The 21,408-nt window shown below is 44.5% G+C and carries 13 protein-coding genes; 1 reads left to right on the forward strand and 12 read right to left on the reverse strand.

The genetic code is table 11. The features are described 5' to 3' along the window. Positions 1–18: 18 nt before the first annotated feature. From SNE26_RS06340 to lysS, 4 genes are all read right to left on the reverse strand, one after another. Entirely contained in the window at positions 19–237 is a 219-nt protein-coding gene (locus SNE26_RS06340; protein ID WP_090527160.1) for a hypothetical protein, read from the reverse strand. 110 nt (positions 238–347) lie between these two features. Next, a complete protein-coding gene (locus SNE26_RS06345) occupies positions 348–872 on the reverse strand; it encodes a metalloprotease family protein (protein WP_321558516.1) in 525 nt (174 codons plus the stop codon). Positions 873–874: 2 nt separating this feature from the next. Further along, positions 875–1,810: a hypothetical protein gene (locus tag SNE26_RS06350; RefSeq protein ID WP_321558517.1), complete on the reverse strand. Its 936-nt coding sequence runs from the start codon at positions 1,808–1,810 to the stop codon at positions 875–877. 105 nt (positions 1,811–1,915) lie between these two features. After that, positions 1,916–3,649, reverse strand: a complete 1,734-nt coding sequence (lysS, locus tag SNE26_RS06355) for a lysine--tRNA ligase (protein ID WP_321558518.1) — start codon at positions 3,647–3,649, stop codon at positions 1,916–1,918. Between the two features lie 203 nt (positions 3,650–3,852). Here lysS and SNE26_RS06360 point away from each other — a divergent pair, with 203 nt between their 5' ends. Next, positions 3,853–4,746, forward strand: coding sequence for an SMP-30/gluconolactonase/LRE family protein (locus SNE26_RS06360; protein ID WP_321558519.1), 894 nt, complete (start codon positions 3,853–3,855; stop codon positions 4,744–4,746). Between the two features lie 305 nt (positions 4,747–5,051). Here SNE26_RS06360 and SNE26_RS06365 read toward each other — a convergent pair whose 3' ends face one another. The 8 genes from SNE26_RS06365 to SNE26_RS06400 all read right to left on the reverse strand — a co-directional run bounded on the left by SNE26_RS06365 (position 5,052) and on the right by SNE26_RS06400 (position 21,337). After that, a complete protein-coding gene (locus tag SNE26_RS06365) occupies positions 5,052–6,494 on the reverse strand; it encodes a DNA/RNA non-specific endonuclease (RefSeq protein WP_321558520.1) in 1,443 nt (480 codons plus the stop codon). Positions 6,495–6,633: 139 nt separating this feature from the next. Next, complete coding sequence (locus tag SNE26_RS06370; protein ID WP_321558521.1) at positions 6,634–7,779, reverse strand: hypothetical protein; 1,146 nt, start codon at positions 7,777–7,779, stop codon at positions 6,634–6,636. Positions 7,780–7,790: 11 nt separating this feature from the next. Beyond that, complete coding sequence (locus SNE26_RS06375) at positions 7,791–10,745, reverse strand: TonB-dependent receptor (protein ID WP_321558522.1); 2,955 nt, start codon at positions 10,743–10,745, stop codon at positions 7,791–7,793. 159 nt (positions 10,746–10,904) lie between these two features. Next, entirely contained in the window at positions 10,905–12,095 is a 1,191-nt protein-coding gene (locus tag SNE26_RS06380; RefSeq protein WP_321558523.1) for a FecR domain-containing protein, read from the reverse strand. Positions 12,096–12,361: 266 nt separating this feature from the next. After that, the gene (locus SNE26_RS06385) at positions 12,362–12,955 is read right to left on the reverse strand and encodes an RNA polymerase sigma-70 factor (protein WP_321558524.1); all 594 of its coding nucleotides are present in this window, start codon (positions 12,953–12,955) and stop codon (positions 12,362–12,364) included. Positions 12,956–13,228: 273 nt separating this feature from the next. Continuing rightward, positions 13,229–16,087, reverse strand: coding sequence for a pitrilysin family protein (locus SNE26_RS06390; RefSeq protein WP_321558525.1), 2,859 nt, complete (start codon positions 16,085–16,087; stop codon positions 13,229–13,231). 627 nt (positions 16,088–16,714) lie between these two features. Continuing rightward, positions 16,715–18,160, reverse strand: a complete 1,446-nt coding sequence (locus SNE26_RS06395; RefSeq protein ID WP_321558526.1) for a TolC family protein — start codon at positions 18,158–18,160, stop codon at positions 16,715–16,717. A 12-nt stretch (positions 18,161–18,172) separates the two neighbouring features. Then, positions 18,173–21,337 (reverse strand): efflux RND transporter permease subunit, encoded by a 3,165-nt coding sequence (locus tag SNE26_RS06400; protein WP_321558527.1) that lies wholly within the window; start codon positions 21,335–21,337, stop codon positions 18,173–18,175. Between the last annotated feature and the right edge of the window lie 71 nt (positions 21,338–21,408).

Consider the following 21,408-nt stretch of genomic DNA (forward strand, 5'->3'; position numbering starts at 1 on the left):
GCGAAAATCGCGTCCCTTTTATTTTTCTTCAATGGCGCTGAAATAATCAGGCGTAGCTGAATGGTTTTGATAAGGCTGAACGTAGCTGTCTGTGTATGATGAATATTCAGATTCTTCAGACGGGTTGGCCACTTCAACAAGCTTCAATAAACTCCTGATGAACGACAGGTTGAAATTGCTCCTGTTAAGTTTGATCAGGTATTCGTTTTCGGTGATCTCCAATATTGAGTTGGTCATGATATTTGTAATATATGTTTATTACAATAGTAGCTAACTCTTTTTAAATGAAAGTATTATTTTTTTTAAGCTTTTGTTAAGAAATTATAACGGGTTTTGGTTTGTTGGCGTTATCTAAAAAGCAGCGAAGGTAAGCCAACGCCGATACCAATGCCATAGAAAAAATCTGCCCAGAAGAAACGTAGCAGGTTAAATAAATAGATCAGTCCGATAATAGGAAAAGATATGATGGCTAATACGTTTTTTTTCCTGGCTTTCACTTTTGCCTGGTCAAATAAATTTTTGGCATCCTGGTTTGATGGTATTGCATGCATTCCTATCGATACGCCAAGCCACATTAAAAAGTACGATAATGGGTGATCGACATTGAAATAACTAATGGGGATATAAGCCGGGATACAAATAAGCAGGCATAATAAGGTATTTACAAAAAACGGGCCCATGCTTATCAAAAATGTTGTATAAAAATTGTTTGTATTTTCATGGATCACATAACCTACAGGGTTGGCAAATCTGAAATAACAAACATCAAAAACGGCCACTTTGCGTAACCTGCAAAAAAACAGGTGTGCAAACTCATGTACAATAATGCCGGGAAAGGTAGCAATAGAGATAAGAATACCAGGAATGAACATATTTATTTGTTTAAAGCAGAAGTGTAACCATTAGGAAATTTTTTCAGAAACTCATCACGGCTGATGATTTGTTTGCTATCAATCCTGTATAGGATCCGGCCGGTATAATCTTTTGATATAGCGCTGGTATCATCCATTTTTCTGGCCTTGTGAAGGTATTGTAGCGAAAGCTGTTTTAGCGAATCCTGTCCGTTTTGTGCATATAAACAGGCGTAAGCCGAAGCTACTCCTGCCCATGATTGGGCTACTGTAGAATCAAGCTCTAAAACGGCTCTTGATGTTTTTAAAAACATCGGGTAATCTTTTTTGTCATAAGCAACGCCAATTTCGGAGTTGAGTATCCATTGGTTAATGTGAAAGTCAGCGCCCAGGTCTGTACATTTGTTAAATTCGGCTAAAGCAAAAGCTGATTTATCTTTTGACAAAAATTCAATACCACGGAAATAGGCGGCCATTTGTACAAGATCACGGGTTTCGGGTACCTCTTCGGCCGCTTTGGTCATCAATTGCGCCGCATTTGAAACATCTGATTTTGAAAAAGCCTCATTGGCTTTATTTAAATTGTTGTACGCCGCATAAAAGCGCCAGTTCCAGAATATGGAAAATACAACCAGCAATATTACACCGCCAAAAAATAGCTTAACCCACTGCGGGAAGATCTTTTTTTTGAGATCAACGCTGCAGTTGTCGCAAATAGGGTAAACCGAAAGTTTGTTAAGTGGTGTACCATAATCCGTTTTGCAGAATGCGCATACAGTATCAGGATTTGCTATTTCTTCAGGAGTTTTGGCATCTTGAGCCGGCACACTATTTTCATTGGTTTCCGGAAGTTCTCCTTCGCCCGAAAAATATCCGGTAAAATTAGAGGTTGGCCGCATTATGGCCTTTTGGGGAAAATGTCCTCTTTTAAAACTGAGAACGCGCAGGTTTAATTTCATTAAAATGTGATATGATCAAGGTGGATTTACCCAATGATTTTTATCACTGGGTAAATCCTATCTCAAATATATCACAAAATGCAGAATTAAAAAAGGAAGTTACCATTATAGTATATCATTTGCAAACCATGCCATTACTACTTCTTTAGTTGGCATGGTAATATCCAGTTTTAATTTTTTACGCATCCCGCCAAGGTCATTGAAAACCTTGTTAGGGTTGCCTGCTTTTAGTTCTTCAACGGTGTTAAAGCCCATTTTATTGAGCACAGGTACCCATTCGGCAGGTACGCCAATATTTACAAAATCATCTGCACTGGCAACTTTAGCTTTTTTCTCAGGGCGCATTTGCGGGAAGAATAACACTTCCTGGATGGTGCTTTGATTGGTCATCAGCATCACCAGCCTGTCAATACCTATGCCTAAGCCTGATGTTGGCGGCATACCGTATTCAAGCGCGCGTAAAAAGTCGTCGTCCATTGCCATGGCCTCATCATCACCGCGACCGGCCAGGATAAGTTGTTCTTCCAGGCGCTCACGCTGGTCGATAGGATCATTTAGCTCTGAGTAAGCATTTGCTATCTCTTTACCATTCACAAATAATTCGAAACGCTCAACCAAGCCCTCTTTGGTACGGTGTTTTTTGGCAAGCGGTGTCATTTCAATAGGGTAGTCGGTAATATAAGTAGGCTGGATCAGGTGATGCTCAACTTTGGCGCTGAAGATCTCATCGATCAGTTTGCCTTTGCCCATGCTTGGGTTTATCTCTATTTTCAGTTCGTTACAAACTTCGCGCAAGCCTGCTTCATCCATGGCTGATACATCGATGCCGGTGTATTTCAGGATCGAATCATACATCGATAGTTTTTCGTACGGGCCTGCAAAGTTGATCTCATTACTGCCAACCTGCACAACCGGGATTCCGTGAACCGCTTTGGCAACAGTTTCCAGGCATTCCTCAACCATGGCCATCATCCATATATAGTCTTTATAGGCTACATAGATTTCCATAGCGGTAAACTCAGGGTTGTGGGTGCGGTCCATGCCCTCATTGCGGAACATTTTACCAAACTCATAAACACCGTCAAAACCGGCTACGATAAGCCTTTTTAAGTAAAGCTCGTTGGCAATACGTAAAAACAAGGGCATATCCAGCGTGTTATGGTGCGTGGCAAACGGACGGGCCGCTGCACCACCATGCACCGGCTGCAGGATAGGGGTTTCAACCTCCATCCATCCCTGGGTATTAAAGTAACTGCGCATAGCGCTGATCACTTTTGAACGGTTGATGAAAATCTGTTTATAATCAGGATTAACGGTTAAGTCAACATAGCGCTGGCGATAACGTAATTCGGGATCGGTGAAACCATCGTGGATGGTTCCGTCTTCTTCGCGTTTAACAACCGGTAGCGGTTTCAATGATTTTGAAAGTACTACCAGCTCGCGTACGTGAACTGAGATCTCGCCTGTTTGGGTTAGGAACACATAGCCCTTTACGCCAACGTAGTCGCCAATGTCCAGTAATTTTTTAAATACGGTATTATATAAGGTCTTATCCTCATCAGGGCAAATATCATCGCGTTTCAGGTAGATCTGCACTCGCCCGGTTGAATCCTGTAATTCGGCAAATGATGCACTTCCCATAATGCGGCGGGTCATGATGCGGCCGGCAATTACAACGTCCTGGTAGGCCTCGGGTTTATCCTTAAAATTATCGGCTATATCCTGTGCCCAGGCGTTAACATTAAAGGCTTCGGCAGGGTAAGGGTCAATACCCAGTGCACGTAGCTCTTGTAAAGATTTGCGGCGAATGATCTCCTGTTCGGATAATGCAATACTCATGTGATGTACGGTATTTTAATAAAGGTGCAAAAATAGCGTTTTTAATGAGTTCTTTTTAAATAGATTTTGAATAGTGATAAATGAAGGTTGATCCAATTTTTCAACCATAAAATCCACCACTTGTATCAAATATTTTACCCCTTTAAAATAATCACTATCAAAAACATATTACTTTAGCAAAACCATTGTAACACTCCGTAACCATGAAAAAACTACCTGCTCTCATTTTATTGGTATCTGCACTCTCTATTAAAGTGTTCGCCCAAACCGATGCCGGTTTATATGACCCTAATACCAAACCCCAACTAATCGCCAAACAATTTTCATTTACCGAGGGGCCGGCTGTCGACAAAAAAGGCAATGTGTTTTTTACCGACCAGCCCAACAACAAGATCTGGAAATATGATACCGATGGCAAGCTCTCTGTTTTCCTGGATAGTGCAGGCCGCTCAAACGGGATGTATTTTGATAAAAAAGGCAACCTGATTAGTTGTGCCGATGCTGATGATCAGCTTTGGTCTATCAGCCCGAAAGGCAAGGTTACAGTTTTACTGAAGGATTACCAGGGGCATAAATTTAACGGCCCTAATGATGTTTGGGTGCGCCCTGATGGGGGGATCTATATCACCGACCCTTATTACCAACGAGACTACTGGACCCGCAAGCAGCCTGACCTCGATGGACAAAAATTATACTTCCTGGCTAAAGGCAAGGCACCTGCTGTTATGGTTGATGATAAATTTGTACGCCCCAATGGCATAATCGGCACTCCCGACGGCAAAACGTTGTACGTAGCCGATATCGGGGATAATAAAACCTATCGCTATGACATCAATAAAGATGGTACATTATCTAACCGTAGTCTGTTCATAGCTATGGGATGTGATGGCATGACGATAGATGAGCATGGCAATATTTATATGTGTGGAAAAGGCGTAACCATAGTTAATCCCCAGGGCGAAAAGATAGGCCATATAGATATTGATGAACCATGGACGGCCAATATCTGTTTTGGCGGTAAGAATAAGGATATCCTATTTATGACAGCCTCCAAAGCGGTTTACGTTTTAAAGATGAACGTAAAGGGAGTGAATTGATCCTGTTTCCCGATGGCATCAGGCTTAGCAAAATAAACGCAAAATAGCAGGTGTTCAATTTTTAAAAGTGTGAACACTTGTTGTTTTTGTCTGAATTTTACTACTTGATAATCAATTGTTTACAAATATTCAAAAATGCCCAATAGACTAATTTGAACATTTTTATGTTGATAATCAATGAGTTGTGATATTTGGGTTTCAAAAGTTGAACACCTGTTTTTCAAAAATTGAACACCCCAAAAAACGCCAACAAAAAAGCCGAAGGTATGCAGTACCTCCGGCTTTTTTTTTCAGATTATTAGCTTTTACGACCCTGAAGCACCGGTATCAACTTTAACTTCAAGTGCTGCCCTAACCGAAGCAGGCAGGCTTGACAACAAGGTATAACCTGTTGCTGTTTCGATATCCTTAACAGTGGTTATATACTTAGTCCAGTCGGAGTTGATGGTGTTGATGTTAGGCGTGTTTACCGCAATAACCCTTGTTGAAGCAGTAACCCTCGCAACGTCGCCATCACCTTTAGGTATGATCAGGGCAACTTTCCAAACGTTGCTTGGTACGTTTACGTGGCCGTTATTGATGGTATTAGCTGTACCATTTGAACCGGTGCCCCCTGTACCATAACTGCCCATAATGATATAAACTTCGTTGCCGGCAGCTACTTGCTCGCGCAGGTAATTTTCAAGATTGGCCCAGGTTTGCTGATTATTTTGCGGAGCCTGTGGTATCATATTGGTCATCAGGAAGGTTGCCGAATTTGCGGCGGTTGAGCTGGTACGATCTGCCGACGGACAGTTATGGCCCCTGTCAAACCCGCTGCCCGAATAGCTGTTGCTCTCTACCTGGTACCAGCCAGCAGGCAAGCCGCTCCAGCCTGCAAAATTATCAAGGCGGCTTGTAGCATTTGTGGTATTGGTTGCGTCAAGGTGCCAGCTTACCCAGTTGGGTTCGCCCTTGGTGGCGTTGTATGATTCTACATAATACTTCTGATCAACCAGGTAGTTATCCATTGAGGCCAGCGTTGAAAGCGCGTTTGACGGGTTGCCGAAAAGCAGGTTGCTGTTATCGCCGCTTGTTGGCGGTGCATCGGCGCCGGCGGTAACGTCCCTTGGTGTTGATGAGTTTGACGTGCCGGTAGTATCGCTGCCGCCGGTATCAGGAGTACCAATGGTTATACCAGGATCGCCGGTGCCTTTAAAGGTAATGTCATCTATATTGATACGGGTTGTACCTGCTTTCTTGATCTCAAACCTAACTTTACCCGTAACGCTTACTTTAAATGAGTCGGTTACCAGTGTGGTATTGGTTTCGGTAATATCGGTACCTACCTGCGTGTAATTCGCCCCGCCATCGGTCGACATCAACAACTGCCAGGTTGATGTGGCATCGGTTCCATATTTACCGTGTTTAATATACAAAGTGGTAAGGCCTTTGATGTCGAAATTCATCGCGATATCCCCGGTACGGAGCCTTACCGATTTACTGCCATCTTTCAAATCGGCAGCCAGGTTGCCTATCAGCGCGTCGGTAAAATTCCAGCTTCCTGTGCTCAGGGTTACATCGGCGGCTGCATAGGCAGTTTTACTGCCCTGCTCAAAATCCTCGGTAATAGTATAAGGAACCGGGACTGGGGGAGTTACTGTAGTATCGCCTGTTTTAGGCGGCGTAGGCGAGTTTTTAAGGTCTTTGGAACATCCGGCGAAGGTTAAGGCTAAACCCAGGCCGATAAGCAGGTTGTTAATTTTCATAAGTGTTGTTTTTTATGATAGATAAATACAAAGCACAGCCAATACGTTTACGCTGTGCAAATTTTTTAAACCGGAAAGATTTAGGGAAAATGAAAGGAAACAGGACCTGCAATTTCGCAGGGCCTGTTTTTATAAGATCTTACACTTTAGGAACGGTGAAGTTTGTTCCGTCGAAAACAAAAGTTTTGCTTGTGTTTGAAGTAGTACCTTTAAAATAAGTTGTATAGGTAACCACAAATTTTTGATTAGGAAGGGCGGTAGCCTTAAATTTCTCTGTCAATACAGCAATTAATGCCGCGTTTAAGTCGTCAGGGCTCCAATAAGTAGCATCAGTAGCAGCGCTGATGTTAAAATCAGGGTATTTAGCTACGTTATCCCTTGCGGCTTGTGTTCCTACCGTGGTTTGTGTGCCGATGTAAACATAATCGGCAGCAGCAAGCGTGTAGTTTACGGTGCTGCTTGCAACCCATTTGCCTGCTACACGTTCAAACGATAACGTTCTTGGCGTTGCGCCGGCAACCCAGTTACTGCCATCAAAGGCGTAAGCGGTAACTTTTTGATAATCGGTGCCATCATAATAGTTATAGCTTACATATAAGATATCACCAACTTTAGCTGTTGCCGAAACTGTTAAATCGGCCTTTAAAAGGGCATTGATATAAGTATTGATATTATCCTTGTCTGCGGCAACAAACTCATTATGATTTGAACGACCTATAGAAAGATATTGAGCCGGTGATAGCAGGTAAATTTGTTGCCACGCGCTATTCAGGTAAAGGTAACCAAAGGTTTGTACCGATACGCTCCCCGCATAATAGTTAAAAGTAAGCACAGCAAGCTGATTTGCTTTTGGCGATGAGGTGTTTGGCCCGTAAGGTAACCACGAAAGTATTTGCGCTGCGCTGAAGTCGGTGTATTTGTTGCCTGGTAACAGTAAATAATCGGCATTGGTAAGCGTATAGGCTACCTTACTGTAAAGGCTATCGGCCACTTTTACTACCGGGGTCCCTACATTAAACGTTATACTGGCGGTCGAGCCATCGTCAACGCGCGGGTATTCGGCTGCAAGTATGGCGGGGATGCTTTGCTTGCCATCATCGTCTGATTTAAACGCATGATTTTTATAACCATAAGTAGAGGTATCAAGCTTTCCATAATCGGCAGAGGCCAACGTTTGGGTTAAACTGGCTTTGTGTACCGGTTGTGCATTAGGAATAACCGGTTGCTTTTGACAAGCCGTAAATGCCAGCGCCAATAACGTTAATGAATAATATATCTTTTTCATTTTTGTCGGTATTAAAATTTAACTTTTATGGTTGATGTAAATGTTCTGCCTAAGCCGTAATAAACGTTAACATTGGCTGGCAAACCGGTAGCATTTGTATCAAAAGAATCAGAGATGAATTTGGTGTTCAGTAAGTTATTTACGTTACCGATCAGGTATGAGTCAAGCCCGGCTATTTTGAATTTAAAAACACCGTTTACGTCCCAAACCGAATAGTTTGGCAGTTTATAAGGAGTTAAATCAGGTTTGGTGATGTTTGAAAAAAGAAAGTTTGAATAGTAATTGGCTATGTAGTTATAGTTTGTCCCTAATCTCAAGGCCGGCAATACGTCGATATCCAAATGGAAACCTGCGGTGGTTTGTCCGGCATCGCCAACTTTTAGTCCTTTCAGGTAAACTTTGCCAACTGTAGCCACAACTTGCTGCTGGCTGTTATATACCGTAGCAGGGCCTGCATCTGAGGTATAATGCCAGTCGCCGTATGAAAACATACCGCCAACAGTTACAGCTTTAACCGGCTTATAGGTAAGCTCCAGCTCGGCACCCTGGTGCAATTCGTTTACGCCAGAGATGTTTACGCTATACAACTGGTTGGTTTTGGTATCGCCATATGAGTTTGAGAAAGACTCATCGCTGTAGTTTGACCTGTACAGGTTTAATTTGGCGCTGAAGTTTGAGATCTTATAACCATAACCCAATTCATAGCTAAACAGCTTTTCGCTTACCGTGCTGTGGTTAATGTTGTTCGTGAACTTCTGGAACACGTTATCAAAGTACGGCGGTTTGGTAATATAACCTACGTTGGCAAATATGTTCATCTGATCGTTTAGGTTGTAATTTGCGCCGGCTTTGGCCTGGTAGGTGAAAAAGCTAACGTAAGGGCTTTTTTGGTTTGGATCGCTGTTCAGGTAGTTAAACAAGTCAACGCGTTTATCGGCAGTGCCCGAACCCGAAAGGGTAACAAAAGCAGAGAAATTATTTTTCAAATATTCCGCCTGCATAAATGCACCGCCCGATTGTACATAATCCTTATTGTAATAGCCGAATTTATCGCCAACTACCGCTCTTTTCTGAGGATCATTAATATCGCCCGAAGCGCTTCCTGTGGCTGTATTGCCGGTGTATGGGGCATACACATAATCGGCACCTAATAAATCGGTTACTTCTTCATAGTGCGTACCTTTGTATGACCTTAAATCAATACCTCCCGAAAAATCGATATCGTTACCAAAACGGGTGCGGTAAGTGCTTCGTACACCATACCAGGTATGGTCATTATGTGCCGAGTAAAAATAGGTGCTGGCAGAGCCGTCGGGGTTTGCAGCATTGCTTTTTTCAACCGCGGTAAAATCAAACGGCGAGTAAAAATTGCTTACCCTTACCGGGTTGGTGTTTCCACCTATCGAACCGCCGCCGCCCGTGCCATAAGTTGCATATAAAACGGTTGATAAACTTGACTTTTCATTAATGGTCCACTCGTGGTTTAATGAAAATACAGGTTTGCTGAATTTGTTGTTGTACGGATTGATCTGTTTGCCATCTTTAACCCCCAGGTAGTAATTCCATTCAATTCCCTGTGGTGCGTTTTGATACTCGGCAATTGAACGTTGCGGCCTTTGACCGTGAGTTTGCGTAGCACCCATTACTGAGAACGACAAAGTTTGGCTCGGGCTTAATACTTTTGACAAATTGAAGAAGTAATTGTATCCTAAATAATTAAGGCCATCGGCAAAACCGTCGCCTTTATTACGGCTTCCCTGAAAAGTCATGGCCCAGCCTTTATCATTCAAACCGGTAGATACCAGCACAGCAGTTTTCTGCAGGTTGTTGCTACCATATGATTGGGCTATATAACCGCCTTTTTCCATGTCGGTATTACGGGTTGTGATATTAATGGTACCGCCAAATGATGGAACAATAATTTTTGATGCTCCTAAGCCACGTTGAATTTGCACGGAAGTAGTTACATCGGTAAGCCCCGACCAGTTCGACCAGAAGATTGAACCGTTCTCCATATCGTTAACCGGGATCCCGTTGATGGTTAAGGCGACATTACCTTTTTTCGAGCCGCTTGAGAAACCCCTGATGCTGATACGTGAATCGCCATAACCGCCGCCCTGGGCAGTAGCCATTACGCCCGGAGTACCCTGCAACAGCTGAGGGATATCCCTTGTGCCCATTTTTTCTTCAATAAACTGCTGGTTAATGGTCGACGCGGCAATAGGTGTTTTACGGTCGATGGCCACATCGCCGGTTATTACTACTTCCTTCATGGAGTTGGCGCTTGACTGCATCGCAATTACACCAAGGTCGCTGACACCTGAAAGCGTTACCTCTTTGGTAACATAGCCGATGTATGATATCACAAGCACAGTACCCTGATCTGAGCCGGTATTAAGTTTAAAGGTACCGTTTAAGCTGGTGGTAGTGGCTTTAGTTGTGCCTTTAAGCCCTATTGAGGCACCTATTAAAGGCTCTTTAGTATCGGCATCAACAACTTTACCGGTGTATACGGGGGCGGGTGCACTGGTATTGCTTTCGGCCGTTTTGATGTTTTTTTCTTTTATAACAATGGTGTGCCCTACTATGGCATAGGTAACAGGCTGGCCCTTAAAAACCCTGTCGAGCACTTTGGTTAAAGCTTCGTTTTTTACATTTAACGATACCTTGTTGCTGCCTGCAAGCAGTTCGGTTTGCATAAAAATGTCATAGCCGCTTTGCTGCTCAATTTTGTTCAATACGGTTTGGAGGCTGCTGTTCTTTTCGGCTAAAGTGATGTTTTGGCTGAAACTTTTAGCGCTGAGATGCATGCAAACTGCAAATAACAGGACGGCGATAAGCTTTATCCGCATAATAAATTTCCTTTTTGTATCCGGGTTGATCCGGGAAAAACAATTGGTAATGCTCTTGAATTTATTTACCCGGCCACCTTCATTAAAAGGCACAGGAAATGTAGAAAAATCCATATTTTTGTTGTGGGTTGATTAGTTTAAAAAGTATTTAGTAGATATGATTTTGATATTGTTAACCCGAAAAAATTAGCCGGAAGTGGTTGCAACACTTTCGGTTTTTTTATGAGGTCAACTTTTAGTAAACCGGCCTTGCCGTTTACCTGGTGTTGAGTTTTATGATTTTACTATAATCTTCCTCCCGTTAATTGTGAAGTTTAAGCCGCTTGTTTTAAGGATCTCAAATATTTGTGATACAGGTACATTGCGTGAGATACGCCCCATGTAATGTTTTGATGCTGTTTTGCCCTGGTACTCCACATCCACATCATACCAGCGCGAGAGCTGGCGCATAATGGTTTGCAGGTCGGTATTGCTGAAAAGGAATTTTCCGTTTTTCCAGGCTACCGCCTCATCGATATTGGCATTCTCATTTATATTGATGCTGTTTAAAGTAGTGACAGCCTGCTGGCCCGGTGTTATTTTAACCGACTGGCCATTATTGCCGGTAACCCTTACGCTGCCCTCCAGCAGGGTAGTTTTTGTTGCACCCTCATCGGTGTAGCTGTTTATATTAAAATGAGTGCCCAAAACAGTAACTGTTTGGCTGGCGGTTTTTACATGGAAAGGTTTTGAGGGATCTTTACTCACCTCAAAATAAGCCTCGCCGGTAAGCTCAACACGGCGCTCATTGCCGGTAAAAGCGGTTGGATATTTCAATGACGATGCTGCATTCAGCCAAACCTTTGTACCATCGGGCAAAATAACCTGGTATTGGCCGCCGCGAGGGGTAGCCAGCACATTCATGGCTATGGTTTCGGTAGGAAGGGAGCCAGCCGGGTTTTGAGCTGCATCAGTAGCTTCATAAACAACCTTGCCATTTTCATCCTCTTTAATCACTGCATTTTGCTGGCTGGCAATTTGGCCGTGTTTGGTACTGTCTAAAACTATAGTTGAGCCATCGGCAAGTGTTAGCGTAGCTTTGTTTGTTCCCGGCGGGATGTCCTTACGCTGATTTGCCAGGTTTTGAGGCTGCTCGGCGGTGCGGCGTTTATTCAGGGTAATGGTTAATGAAGCCAATAAAAGGATGGCAGCAGCATAAGCTATCCAGCGTGGTTTGCTGGTTTTGCTTTTAAAGCCCGTGCCTTTACGGATCTTTTGCCAGGCCAGCGCCTTATCCGTTGCCGAAAAGGTTTCCAGCTCCTTGTTAAGCAATTGTTCGTCGGTGAGTTTTTTGAATAATTCCTGGTTGCGTATATCAGCCTGGATCCATTGATCAAGCTGGAGTTTTTCCTGGTCGCTCAGCTCGTTTCGCATGTATTTTGCGATCAGCTGGCCCAGGTCAAAGTATGAGTTGTAATTATTCATTTTTCCTTTTCGTACATAAAGACACCTTCATTTTAAAAGTGGATAAAGGTGGGTGTAGATTTTTTTAATTTTTTTTGAGCGTTTGAAAATTAGATTCACAAAGAGGTGTTGTAGAATAAGATGCGTCATTGCGAGGAACGAAGCAATCCCCGATTAGCAGAGTCGCTCTGTATAGTTTGGGATTGCTTCGTTCCTCGCAATGACGCTTTTTTCTTACTTGTTTTTTTTGTTAAATCTTAAATAGAAGAGGTAGTTATTGAAGAAGCTTACCGCTTAAAAAAGCCAATCCCAAACATGATAAACGCAGTAAACATTTCGGGCGAAAGTTTTACCCGCATCAGCTCAAGGGCGCGCTGCTTTTGTTTTTTAACGGTATTTACAGACATATCGAGTTCGTCGGCAATTTCCTGGTTCTTTTTACCATCAAAATACCCCATGATAGATATGGTACGGTGGCTTTCGGGCAGGGAATGTAATGCAGCGTGAATTTCGGCTACGGCTTCGGCGGTAATAATGGCTTCAATTACCGGTGGTTCTTCGGGCTCGGCGTTGCCCAGGTACCCCATATAAGCTTCGACAACTTTGTTGTGCCTGATGATATTCAGGCTTGCGTTGCGGACGGTGCTGTACAGGAAATTTTTGATGGCGATCTTATCCTGCATTACGCTTTCGCGCTGGTTCCAGTATTTGATGAAAGCGTCCTGTACAATATCTTCGGCCTGATCTTTATCTTTAATAAGCTGGAGAGAAAAGTATACCAGCCGGTCGTAATATTCTTTGAAGAGAACATCCAGATCAACATTTTCTGCTGATGCGGTAGCGTTATTCTTTTGCCCAAAAATTCCCTTTACAATGCTCATTTATTTTTCTGGCAGAAATAAAACCTGAACCCAACAAAGCAGCACCCCTTTGTGCCGATAAAAACTCAATTCAAAATTGAACTTTATGTGTTCAATTTAGGTTAAATCTGTGTTAATAAATAAGTTTTAAATGGTAACTTTTCAGTTGCAGAGCGGCGGCGTAAACAACACTTTCAGGGCCGGAGATTGATTGTAAACGATTGATTTTCAAAATTAAAAGCCCTTATGCCGGTTAAGGCATAAAGGCTTTTAATTATTTGTTGTTATGTTAATTTATTGCTTTGGCTTGCCATCAGCATCAAGTTCAACAATAGGGTACCCCAGTTTTTGTAAGCCCGGATAGATCCTTGCCTTATCGCCAACAACCAGAATGACCATGTTGTTGGGATTGAGGTATTTTGAAGCCAGGTCATTGATCTCGGCAGGGGTGATGGTAGATAAGATCTTGCTTTGCTCATCGACAAAAGTAGGTTTAAGGCTATACTCCTGGATACGCGATAAAAACGCCGCTTTTTGTGCATTGGTTTCATAACGACGGGCATCACTTTGGCCTATTGACGTTTGAGTGAACTTCAATTCCTCGGGTGTGATCCCCGTTTTTTGATAATTGGTGATCTCCTTCATAAACTCAACCACCGAGCTATCGGTTGCAGTAGCCAATACACCGGCTGATGCTGTGAAGTCGCCCCCATATTTGCCCGAGCTGAATATGGAGCGGGCACCGTAGGTCCAGCCCTTTTTCTCACGCAGGTTGAGGTTGATGTGGCTGTTGAAAGCGCCGCCTAAAATGTAATTGGCAATGCTTAATTTGTAATAAGTGCCGGTTGCATCATAATTCAGTTTGTCTAAATACCCGATACGGATTTCAGATTGTGCCGCGCCCGGGATATCAACCAGGTATAATGTGGTTTTGTCGAATGATTTACCTTCAACGGGAGCGGGGAGGGGCACTTTTTTATCTTTCCAGGTGTTGAGGAAGGCGAGCGCACTTTTTGCCTGGGCCTCACTAAGATCGCCCACAACAACAATTTTAGTTACTGACGGCGCAAAGTTGTTATCATAGTAATCCTGAACATCCTGTAAAGTAATGCCTGCAACGGTTTCTTCATTACCGCCTGCTGCATAGGTGCGTACATTATCGGTACCGTAAAGGATTTTGCTATAAACTGTATTTGCCACACCGGCAGGCTGGGTTTTAGCTTGTTTAAAACCTTCAAGGGTTTGTTTCTTGATCCTGTCGAGCGCGTCCTGCGTAAATTTAGGGTGATAAAGCCTTTCTTCGAGCAGCGACATGGTTTTGGTCAGGTTTTTTGTAAGGGAGGATACTTCAACCGAAATCTCGTCAAAACTTGCAAAAATGCTAACGCTGCTCCCAAGCTTATCCAGTTCGGAGTTAAACTGTTCGCTGGTGTAGTTTTGAGTATCCTCGTTCAGCATCCGACCTACAATGCCAGCTAAACCGGCTTTGGCAGGGTTATTAATGGCAAATAAACCGCCGCCTTTTATCGACATAGAAATTGATACAGCCGGGATCTCACTGTTTTGCGTGCCGATAATATTGATACCGTTAGGCGTATTGGTTGACCAGATAACCGGAACTTTGATAGCCGGGTTAGGGCCAACACCCGGTTTTACCGCACGGTCGAAACTATCTTTAGGCTTGTGATAGGTTAAACCACTGTAGCCATAATCGGGTGCTTTGTACCCGGTGGTATCAACAGTAAAATTATCAGGTGCCACAGGCTGCAGGTTGCCGCCTTTAGGCAATACGCTTAGTATTACAGCCGGTTTGCCTTTAATGTACTGGTTATAAACCCGCATTACATCCTCTTTGGTTACCGCACGGATAGCAGCAAGTTCGCGGCCAATCTGGTTGGGGTTACCGGTAAAGGTTTGTGCTTGTGCCAGTTCAGATACTTTGCCGCTCACGCTCGATAAGCTATTGATATAATCAGCCTCGGCGGTGGCTTTGAAACGGGCCAGGTCATCGTCGCTTACACCTTTTTTCTCAAATTCGGCTAAGGACTCGTCAACCAGTTTTTTAGCATCGGCTAAAGTTTGACCGGGGAAAGGTATAACCCTCATGCTGATTTCGCCGGCCAGTTCTGTATTTAATGACCCCATGGTAGCCTGCGCCGCCTTACGGGTTTTTATAAAATTTTTATAAAAGATGGAGTTTCGGCCCTGCCCGATGATGGCTGATAAGGCATCAAGCGGCGACATATCCTTGTCATAGATCTTAACACCGGGATAGCTTACCGATAACAAGGGGAACTTGGCATAATTATCCGTGTAGGATACATACCTGTCGGCCTTCAACACCGGTGCCGGTAAGGACATGTTTTTCACCGCAGGACCGCGTGGGATACTGCCAAAATATTTGCTCACCCAAGCTAAGGTTTGTTTTGGGTTAAGATCGCCGCCAATGGTTAGCGTGGCATTATTAGGGCCGTACCATCTCAGGAAAAAGTTTTTAAGGTCGTTTACCCCAACTTTATTCAGCTCCTCAATATAGCCAATGGTAAGCCATGAATAGGGGTGGCCGTATGGATAAAGTGCCTTTGAGGCATATTGGCTCACTAAACCATATGGGCGGTTATCATAGTTTTGACCGCGTTCGTTTTTTACGGTTGCACGCTGAACCTCAAATTTTTGCTGGGTAACAGCATCAAGCAGGAAACCCATCCTGTCCGACTCCAGCCAAAGCATTTTCTCCAGTTGATTGGCGGGTACAGTTTCATAATAGTTGGTACGGTCGCGGTTGGTTGAGCCGTTTAAGGTACCACCGGCTTCGGTAATGATCTTAAAATGGTCGCCGTTGGCTACGTGATCTGATCCCTGGAACATCATATGCTCAAAAAAGTGAGCGAACCCGGATTTACCGATCTCCTCGCGGGCCGAACCCACGTGGTAGGTGATATCCACATGAACCAGCGGATCGGAGTGGTCTTCGGCCAAAATAACCGTGAGGCCATTGGGCAATACATATTTTTCATAGGGGATCACCAGCTCGGTTCCTTTGCGGGTAACCTTTTCAATAAGCTTAGGTTGTGCAACGGTTTGGGCAACCGCGTTAAGCGCCAGTACAGCAATTGATGGAGTGATCAATGCATGCTTTAAAAGTTTGATCATTTGTGTTAATTGTTTAAGTATTAGTCAGTCAACCGGCGCTTCCTTCAGTAAACACCGAAAGCTACTATATTAAGCAATTTTATACTACAGGTTAATATTGTTAAGATATAATTTGATTTGTGTAACGGATTTGTGACTGATAAGTGTTGGTAACCAAGATGCAGGGGTTTTTCAATTCCCTCCCTTGGGAGGGTCGCGATGGGCAAGCGCGATGGCAGGGAGGGGTTTATACGCCCTGACCGCTAATAAGTATGGCGACGAAACCCCTCCCTACACCCTCCCAGGGGCTACTGTGTGTACACATCTTTTAAATTCTATCAATAATTGAAAAAAATGTCATTTCGAACGAACCTGGTGGGAGAATTTGCGCGCAGGGGGTGAGGAGAAATCTTCTACGCCCTGCTTTTATAAGTATGATTGTAGAGCCTGATGTAGAAGATTTCTCTTTCGCCCCACTTCTTAGCCCGCCCCTGCTCAATCGAAATGACATTTTCTTTTATTTAAAAGATGTGTACACACTGTAGCTCCCAGGGGAGGGAACCGCACATTGCCCTCTTTTATGGAAAATCTGAAACAAAAAATGGGTACCCAAACAAGTACCCATTTTATTAAAATTAAGTGTATTGCCTATCTCCAGCCTCCCCCCACAGCCTGGTATAAATTAACCGAGCTTAGGAAGATATCCCGCTTAATACCGGCCAGCTCAAGTTCGGCGTCAAGTACGCTGCGCTGTGCGGTAATGATCTCCAAATAATTGGCCCGGCCAACGAGATATAGATCGTTTGCTACGGATAGCGCATTATTAAGCGACTGCAATTCCTGCTGTTTAAATTCAAAGGCACGGTTAAAATTCTCTATGCCGCTTAAATTATTCTTCACTTCCTGGAAACCGGAAAGGATACTTTTTTGATAATTATACACCGCTATTTTCTGCTCAGCTATTGTCCGCTCATACTCGGCTTTGATGGCTTTGCGATTAAATATAGGCGCGGTAATCCCCCCTAAAATGCCATAAGTAAACGAAGCAGGATCAAACAATAGGTTAGCCCTGAAACTGTTATAGCCGACATATGGAGTTAAAGTTAAAGTGGGGAAAAAGTTTGCCCTGGCCGCTTTTATGTCTGCATTCATGGCGGTAAGTTCCAGCTCGGCGCTGCGGATATCCGGCCTGTTCAACAGCATTTGCGATGGAACACCCGTACCAACTACCACGGGCAGTTTAATTTTCATGATAGAAGTATCCCGTGTTACATTTCCCGAATAGCTCCCGGTTAAAAAGCGAAGCTGATTTTCAGTTTCGGTGATTTGCTGGCGGGTGGTAAACTGCAAACCTTTGGTACGGGCTAACTGCGCCTCAAACTGCTGCACAGCCAATTCCGTAGCGCGGCCACCAAGCTTTTGAATCTTAACTATCTCCAACGCGTGTTCCTGTAGCTTGATGTTCTTTTTAATGATCCCCAGCTCGGTGTCGTAAGCCAGCAGCTGGTAATAAAGCCCTGCAATTTGGGCTGTAAGCGCGGTTGTAACCAAACGATAGCCGCTTTGGCTGGCCAGGAAACGGGCAAAGGCCGCCTTTTTATGGTTATTTAGCTTACCCCAAAGGTCAACCTCCCACGAGCTTTGAAAGCCCAGGAAATAGTTAGGCACCGGGTTAGGGATATGCTGATCGCTGTTAATGTTGTTTGAAAAATTGGTGTCGTAGTTACCCACGCCGTTTTGGGTATAATCACCATATTTTTCAACCCCGGCATTGGCGGCAAGGTCTATGGTAGGTAAAAGCTTTGAGGCATTGAACCGTAAATTGGCCCGCGCGGCCTCAACCCTTTGCAGGGCGCTTAACAGATCAGGGTTGGCTTTAATGGCCGTGTCGATGAGGTTAACGAGCCTTTGGTCGGCAAAAAACTGGCCTATTGGTAAGGCTGCAATTGTTGCCGTATCGGTACTGTTATTGAATGACGGTGGCAGATTGGCGGCCACTTCCTGGCCCGTGACCGGTTTATAGCTTTTACAGCCGGCCATGATCACCATCAAAAGTGCCGTATTGAGTATATAGAAAATTGCTTTTTTTAGCATTGCAGATCTTGATTAATTATTAACGATATCCAGTTCATGATGAGCTACTTCTGTGGCCGGTTTTTGCTTTTTATTGCGTTCGGCCAAACCTGCGAAGATCACATACAAACCCGGAATAAGTATCAAACCGAAAATGGTACCCAGCAGCATACCTCCGGCGGCGGCTGTACCTATCGACCGGTTGCCCATAGCACCCGCGCCGCTGGCAACACAAAGCGGAATCAAACCGGCTATGAACGCCAGCGATGTCATGAGAATAGGCCGTAAACGGGATACTGCACCTTCAATAGCTGCCTTTACAATGCTTAACCCTTCTTTTTGCCTTTGGATGGCAAACTCCACTATCAGGATGGCATTTTTACCCAACAAGCCTATCAGCATCACTAATGCCACCTGGGCATAAATGTTGTTTTCGAGCCCGGTGATTTTCAGAAAGAAAAACGCACCGAAAATGCCGGTCGGCAGCGACAGGATCACCGAAAGCGGCAGCAGGAAACTTTCGTACTGGGCTGCCAGCAACAGGTAAACAAAGATTAAACAGATCACAAAAATATAAATGGCCTGGTTGCCCGATAGGATCTGCTCACGCGTCATGCCCGACCATTCAAAGGCATAACCTTTCGGCAATTTTTCGGCAGCAATACGTTCAATGGCTTTAATGGCATCACCGCTGCTGAAGCCTTTATCTGCATCGCCGGTAACCATGGCCGATGTGTACATGTTATAACGGGTAAGCTGCTCTGGGCCAAATACTTTCTCCATTTTAATGAAGGTAGAGAACGGTACCATTTCACCTTTATCGTTCTTAACCTGCAGGTTTAAAACATCCTCGGGGCGCGACCTATATTCAGGCGAGGCTTGTACCATCACCTTATACATTTGCCCAAAGCGGATGAAGTTGGAAGCATAAAAGCTACCCATCAGCGTTTGCAATGTCGACATGGCTTTATCAACTGTAATGCCTTTTTGAGCCGCCGTTTGCTGATCGACTGAGATCATATACTGCGGAAAGTTAGGGTCGAAGCTGGTAAATGCCCCTGCAATCTCCGGCGAAGCATTAAGCGCATCCACAAAGTTTTTGGTCACTTCCGCCGCTTTTTGCAAATCGCCCTGCCCGCTGCGGTCAAGCACGCGGATCTCAAAACCACTGGCATTGCCGAAACCCGGCACCGTAGGCGGCGGGAAAAACTGGATAGAGGCATCGCCGATGTTTTTTGTTTTTGCGGTTAGCCCGGCAATAATATCGTCTAATGATTCGCTGCGTTCATCCCATGGTTTAAGGTTGATCATGGCCATGCCGTATGAGGCACCGGCTATCTCATTCACCAAACTATATCCCGATAGGGTTGAAACCGATTCGATAGATTTCATCGATTTGGTTTTGGCTTCAATCTCCTTCAAAACCTGTTCGGTACGTTCAACTGTAGCACCTGCCGGGGTGGTAACGTTAACGTAAAGCATACCCTGGTCTTCGGTTGGGATAAAGCCTGTTGGCAAAATAGCGCTGGTTCCCCAGGTAAGTATAAAGAAGCCTGCCAGCAGTATTAAAGTAACGCCCTTTCGTGGCGACAGGCAGGTCATGAAGGTTGCATACCTGCCTTGTAACCTGTTGTATTTATCATTAAAGCCACCAAAAAAGCGTTGCATCAGGTTTTTCTTTTTAGGCGCGTGGTTATGCTTCAGCATGATAGCACAAAGGGCAGGGGTAAGCGTTAAGGCGTTAACGCCCGATATCACAATGGAAATAGCCAGCGTAAGCGAAAACTGCCGGTAAAATACACCAACCGGGCCCGACATAAAGGCCACGGGCACAAACACCGCCGACATGACCAGCGTAATAGCCACAATTGCACCGCTGATCTCGCGCATAGCGCTTATGGTGGCATCCATGGCACTCATGTGGTTCTCTGTCATCTTTACGTGCACGGCTTCAACTACCACTATCGCGTTGTCCACCACAATACCGATGGCTAATACCAATGCAAAAAGTGTGAGCAGGTTAATGGAGAATCCCAGCATCTGCATAAAAAACAGTGAGCCGATGAGTGCCACCGGGACCGCCAAAGCCGGGATCAGTGTCGACCGGAAATCCTGCAGGAAAATGAATACTACAATGAAAACCAGGATGAAAGCCTCAACCAGGGTACGTAAAACTTCATGTATAGATGCATCCAAAAAACGTGACACATCATAGTTTACGTTAAAGGTCATCCCGGCAGGGAATGAGCTTTCTTTAAGCTCGGCCATGCGGGTTTTGATGTTGTTGATCACCTCGCGGGCATTTGAGCCGGGACGTTGTTTTATCATGATTGATGCCGAAGGCTTACCATCGGTATTGGATACCATACTGTAGGTTAAGGAACCAAATTCAACATCAGCAATTTCTTTCAATCTTAATACCGAGCCATCTTCCTCGGCGCGGATCACAATGTTTTCATATTGTTTAGGCTCAAAAAACTTACCCGGATAGCGCAATACATATTGCAGCATCTGCGGGGTTTTATCTGAGCTTTGGCCGGTTTTACCCGGTGCAGCTTCAACGTTTTGAGCGCGGATGGCATCGATAACTTCATCGGTTGATACCTTGTAGGCCATCATCCTGTCGGGCTTAAGCCATACCCGCATGGAGTATTCTTTGGCGCCCATGATTTCGGCCCTGCCTACACCATCAATTCGTTTAAGCTCCTGTAAAACGTTGATATCGGTGAAGTTATAAATGAACTTTTCGTCCATGCTGGTGTCCTGGCTCATGATGTTGAGGTACATCAGCATGCTGTTCACTTCTTTTTCGGTGGTAACGCCGGCTTTGATCACCTCTTCCGGCATTTCATCTATAATGGTGGCTACGCGGTTTTGAACATTCACTGCAGCCTGGTCGGGGTCAATGCCCACGTTAAAGTAAATCTGGATCACCGTTAAACCGTCGTTACTGCAAACGGTTGACATGTAGGTCATCCCCGGCACACCATTAATGGCACGCTCCAGCGGAGTTGCCACAGCTTTGGCGCACACTTCGGCATTGGCGCCCGTGTAGTTGGCGGTTACGGTTACCGACGGCGGCACAATATCGGGAAACTGGGTAACGGGCAGCGTGATCAGCGCCAGCACACCCAGCATGGTAATAATCAATGAGATAACAAGCGACAGCACAGGCCGCTTTATAAAAGTTTCGAACATAGTTTGTTAGGGTAAGTGTACAATAAACCCGCGCCGCGCGTTTACGCGGCCGGAAAAAGGAAACATCAGCA

This window comes from Mucilaginibacter sp. cycad4 (genome assembly GCF_034263275.1).
Lineage (GTDB): Bacteria > Bacteroidota > Bacteroidia > Sphingobacteriales > Sphingobacteriaceae > Mucilaginibacter.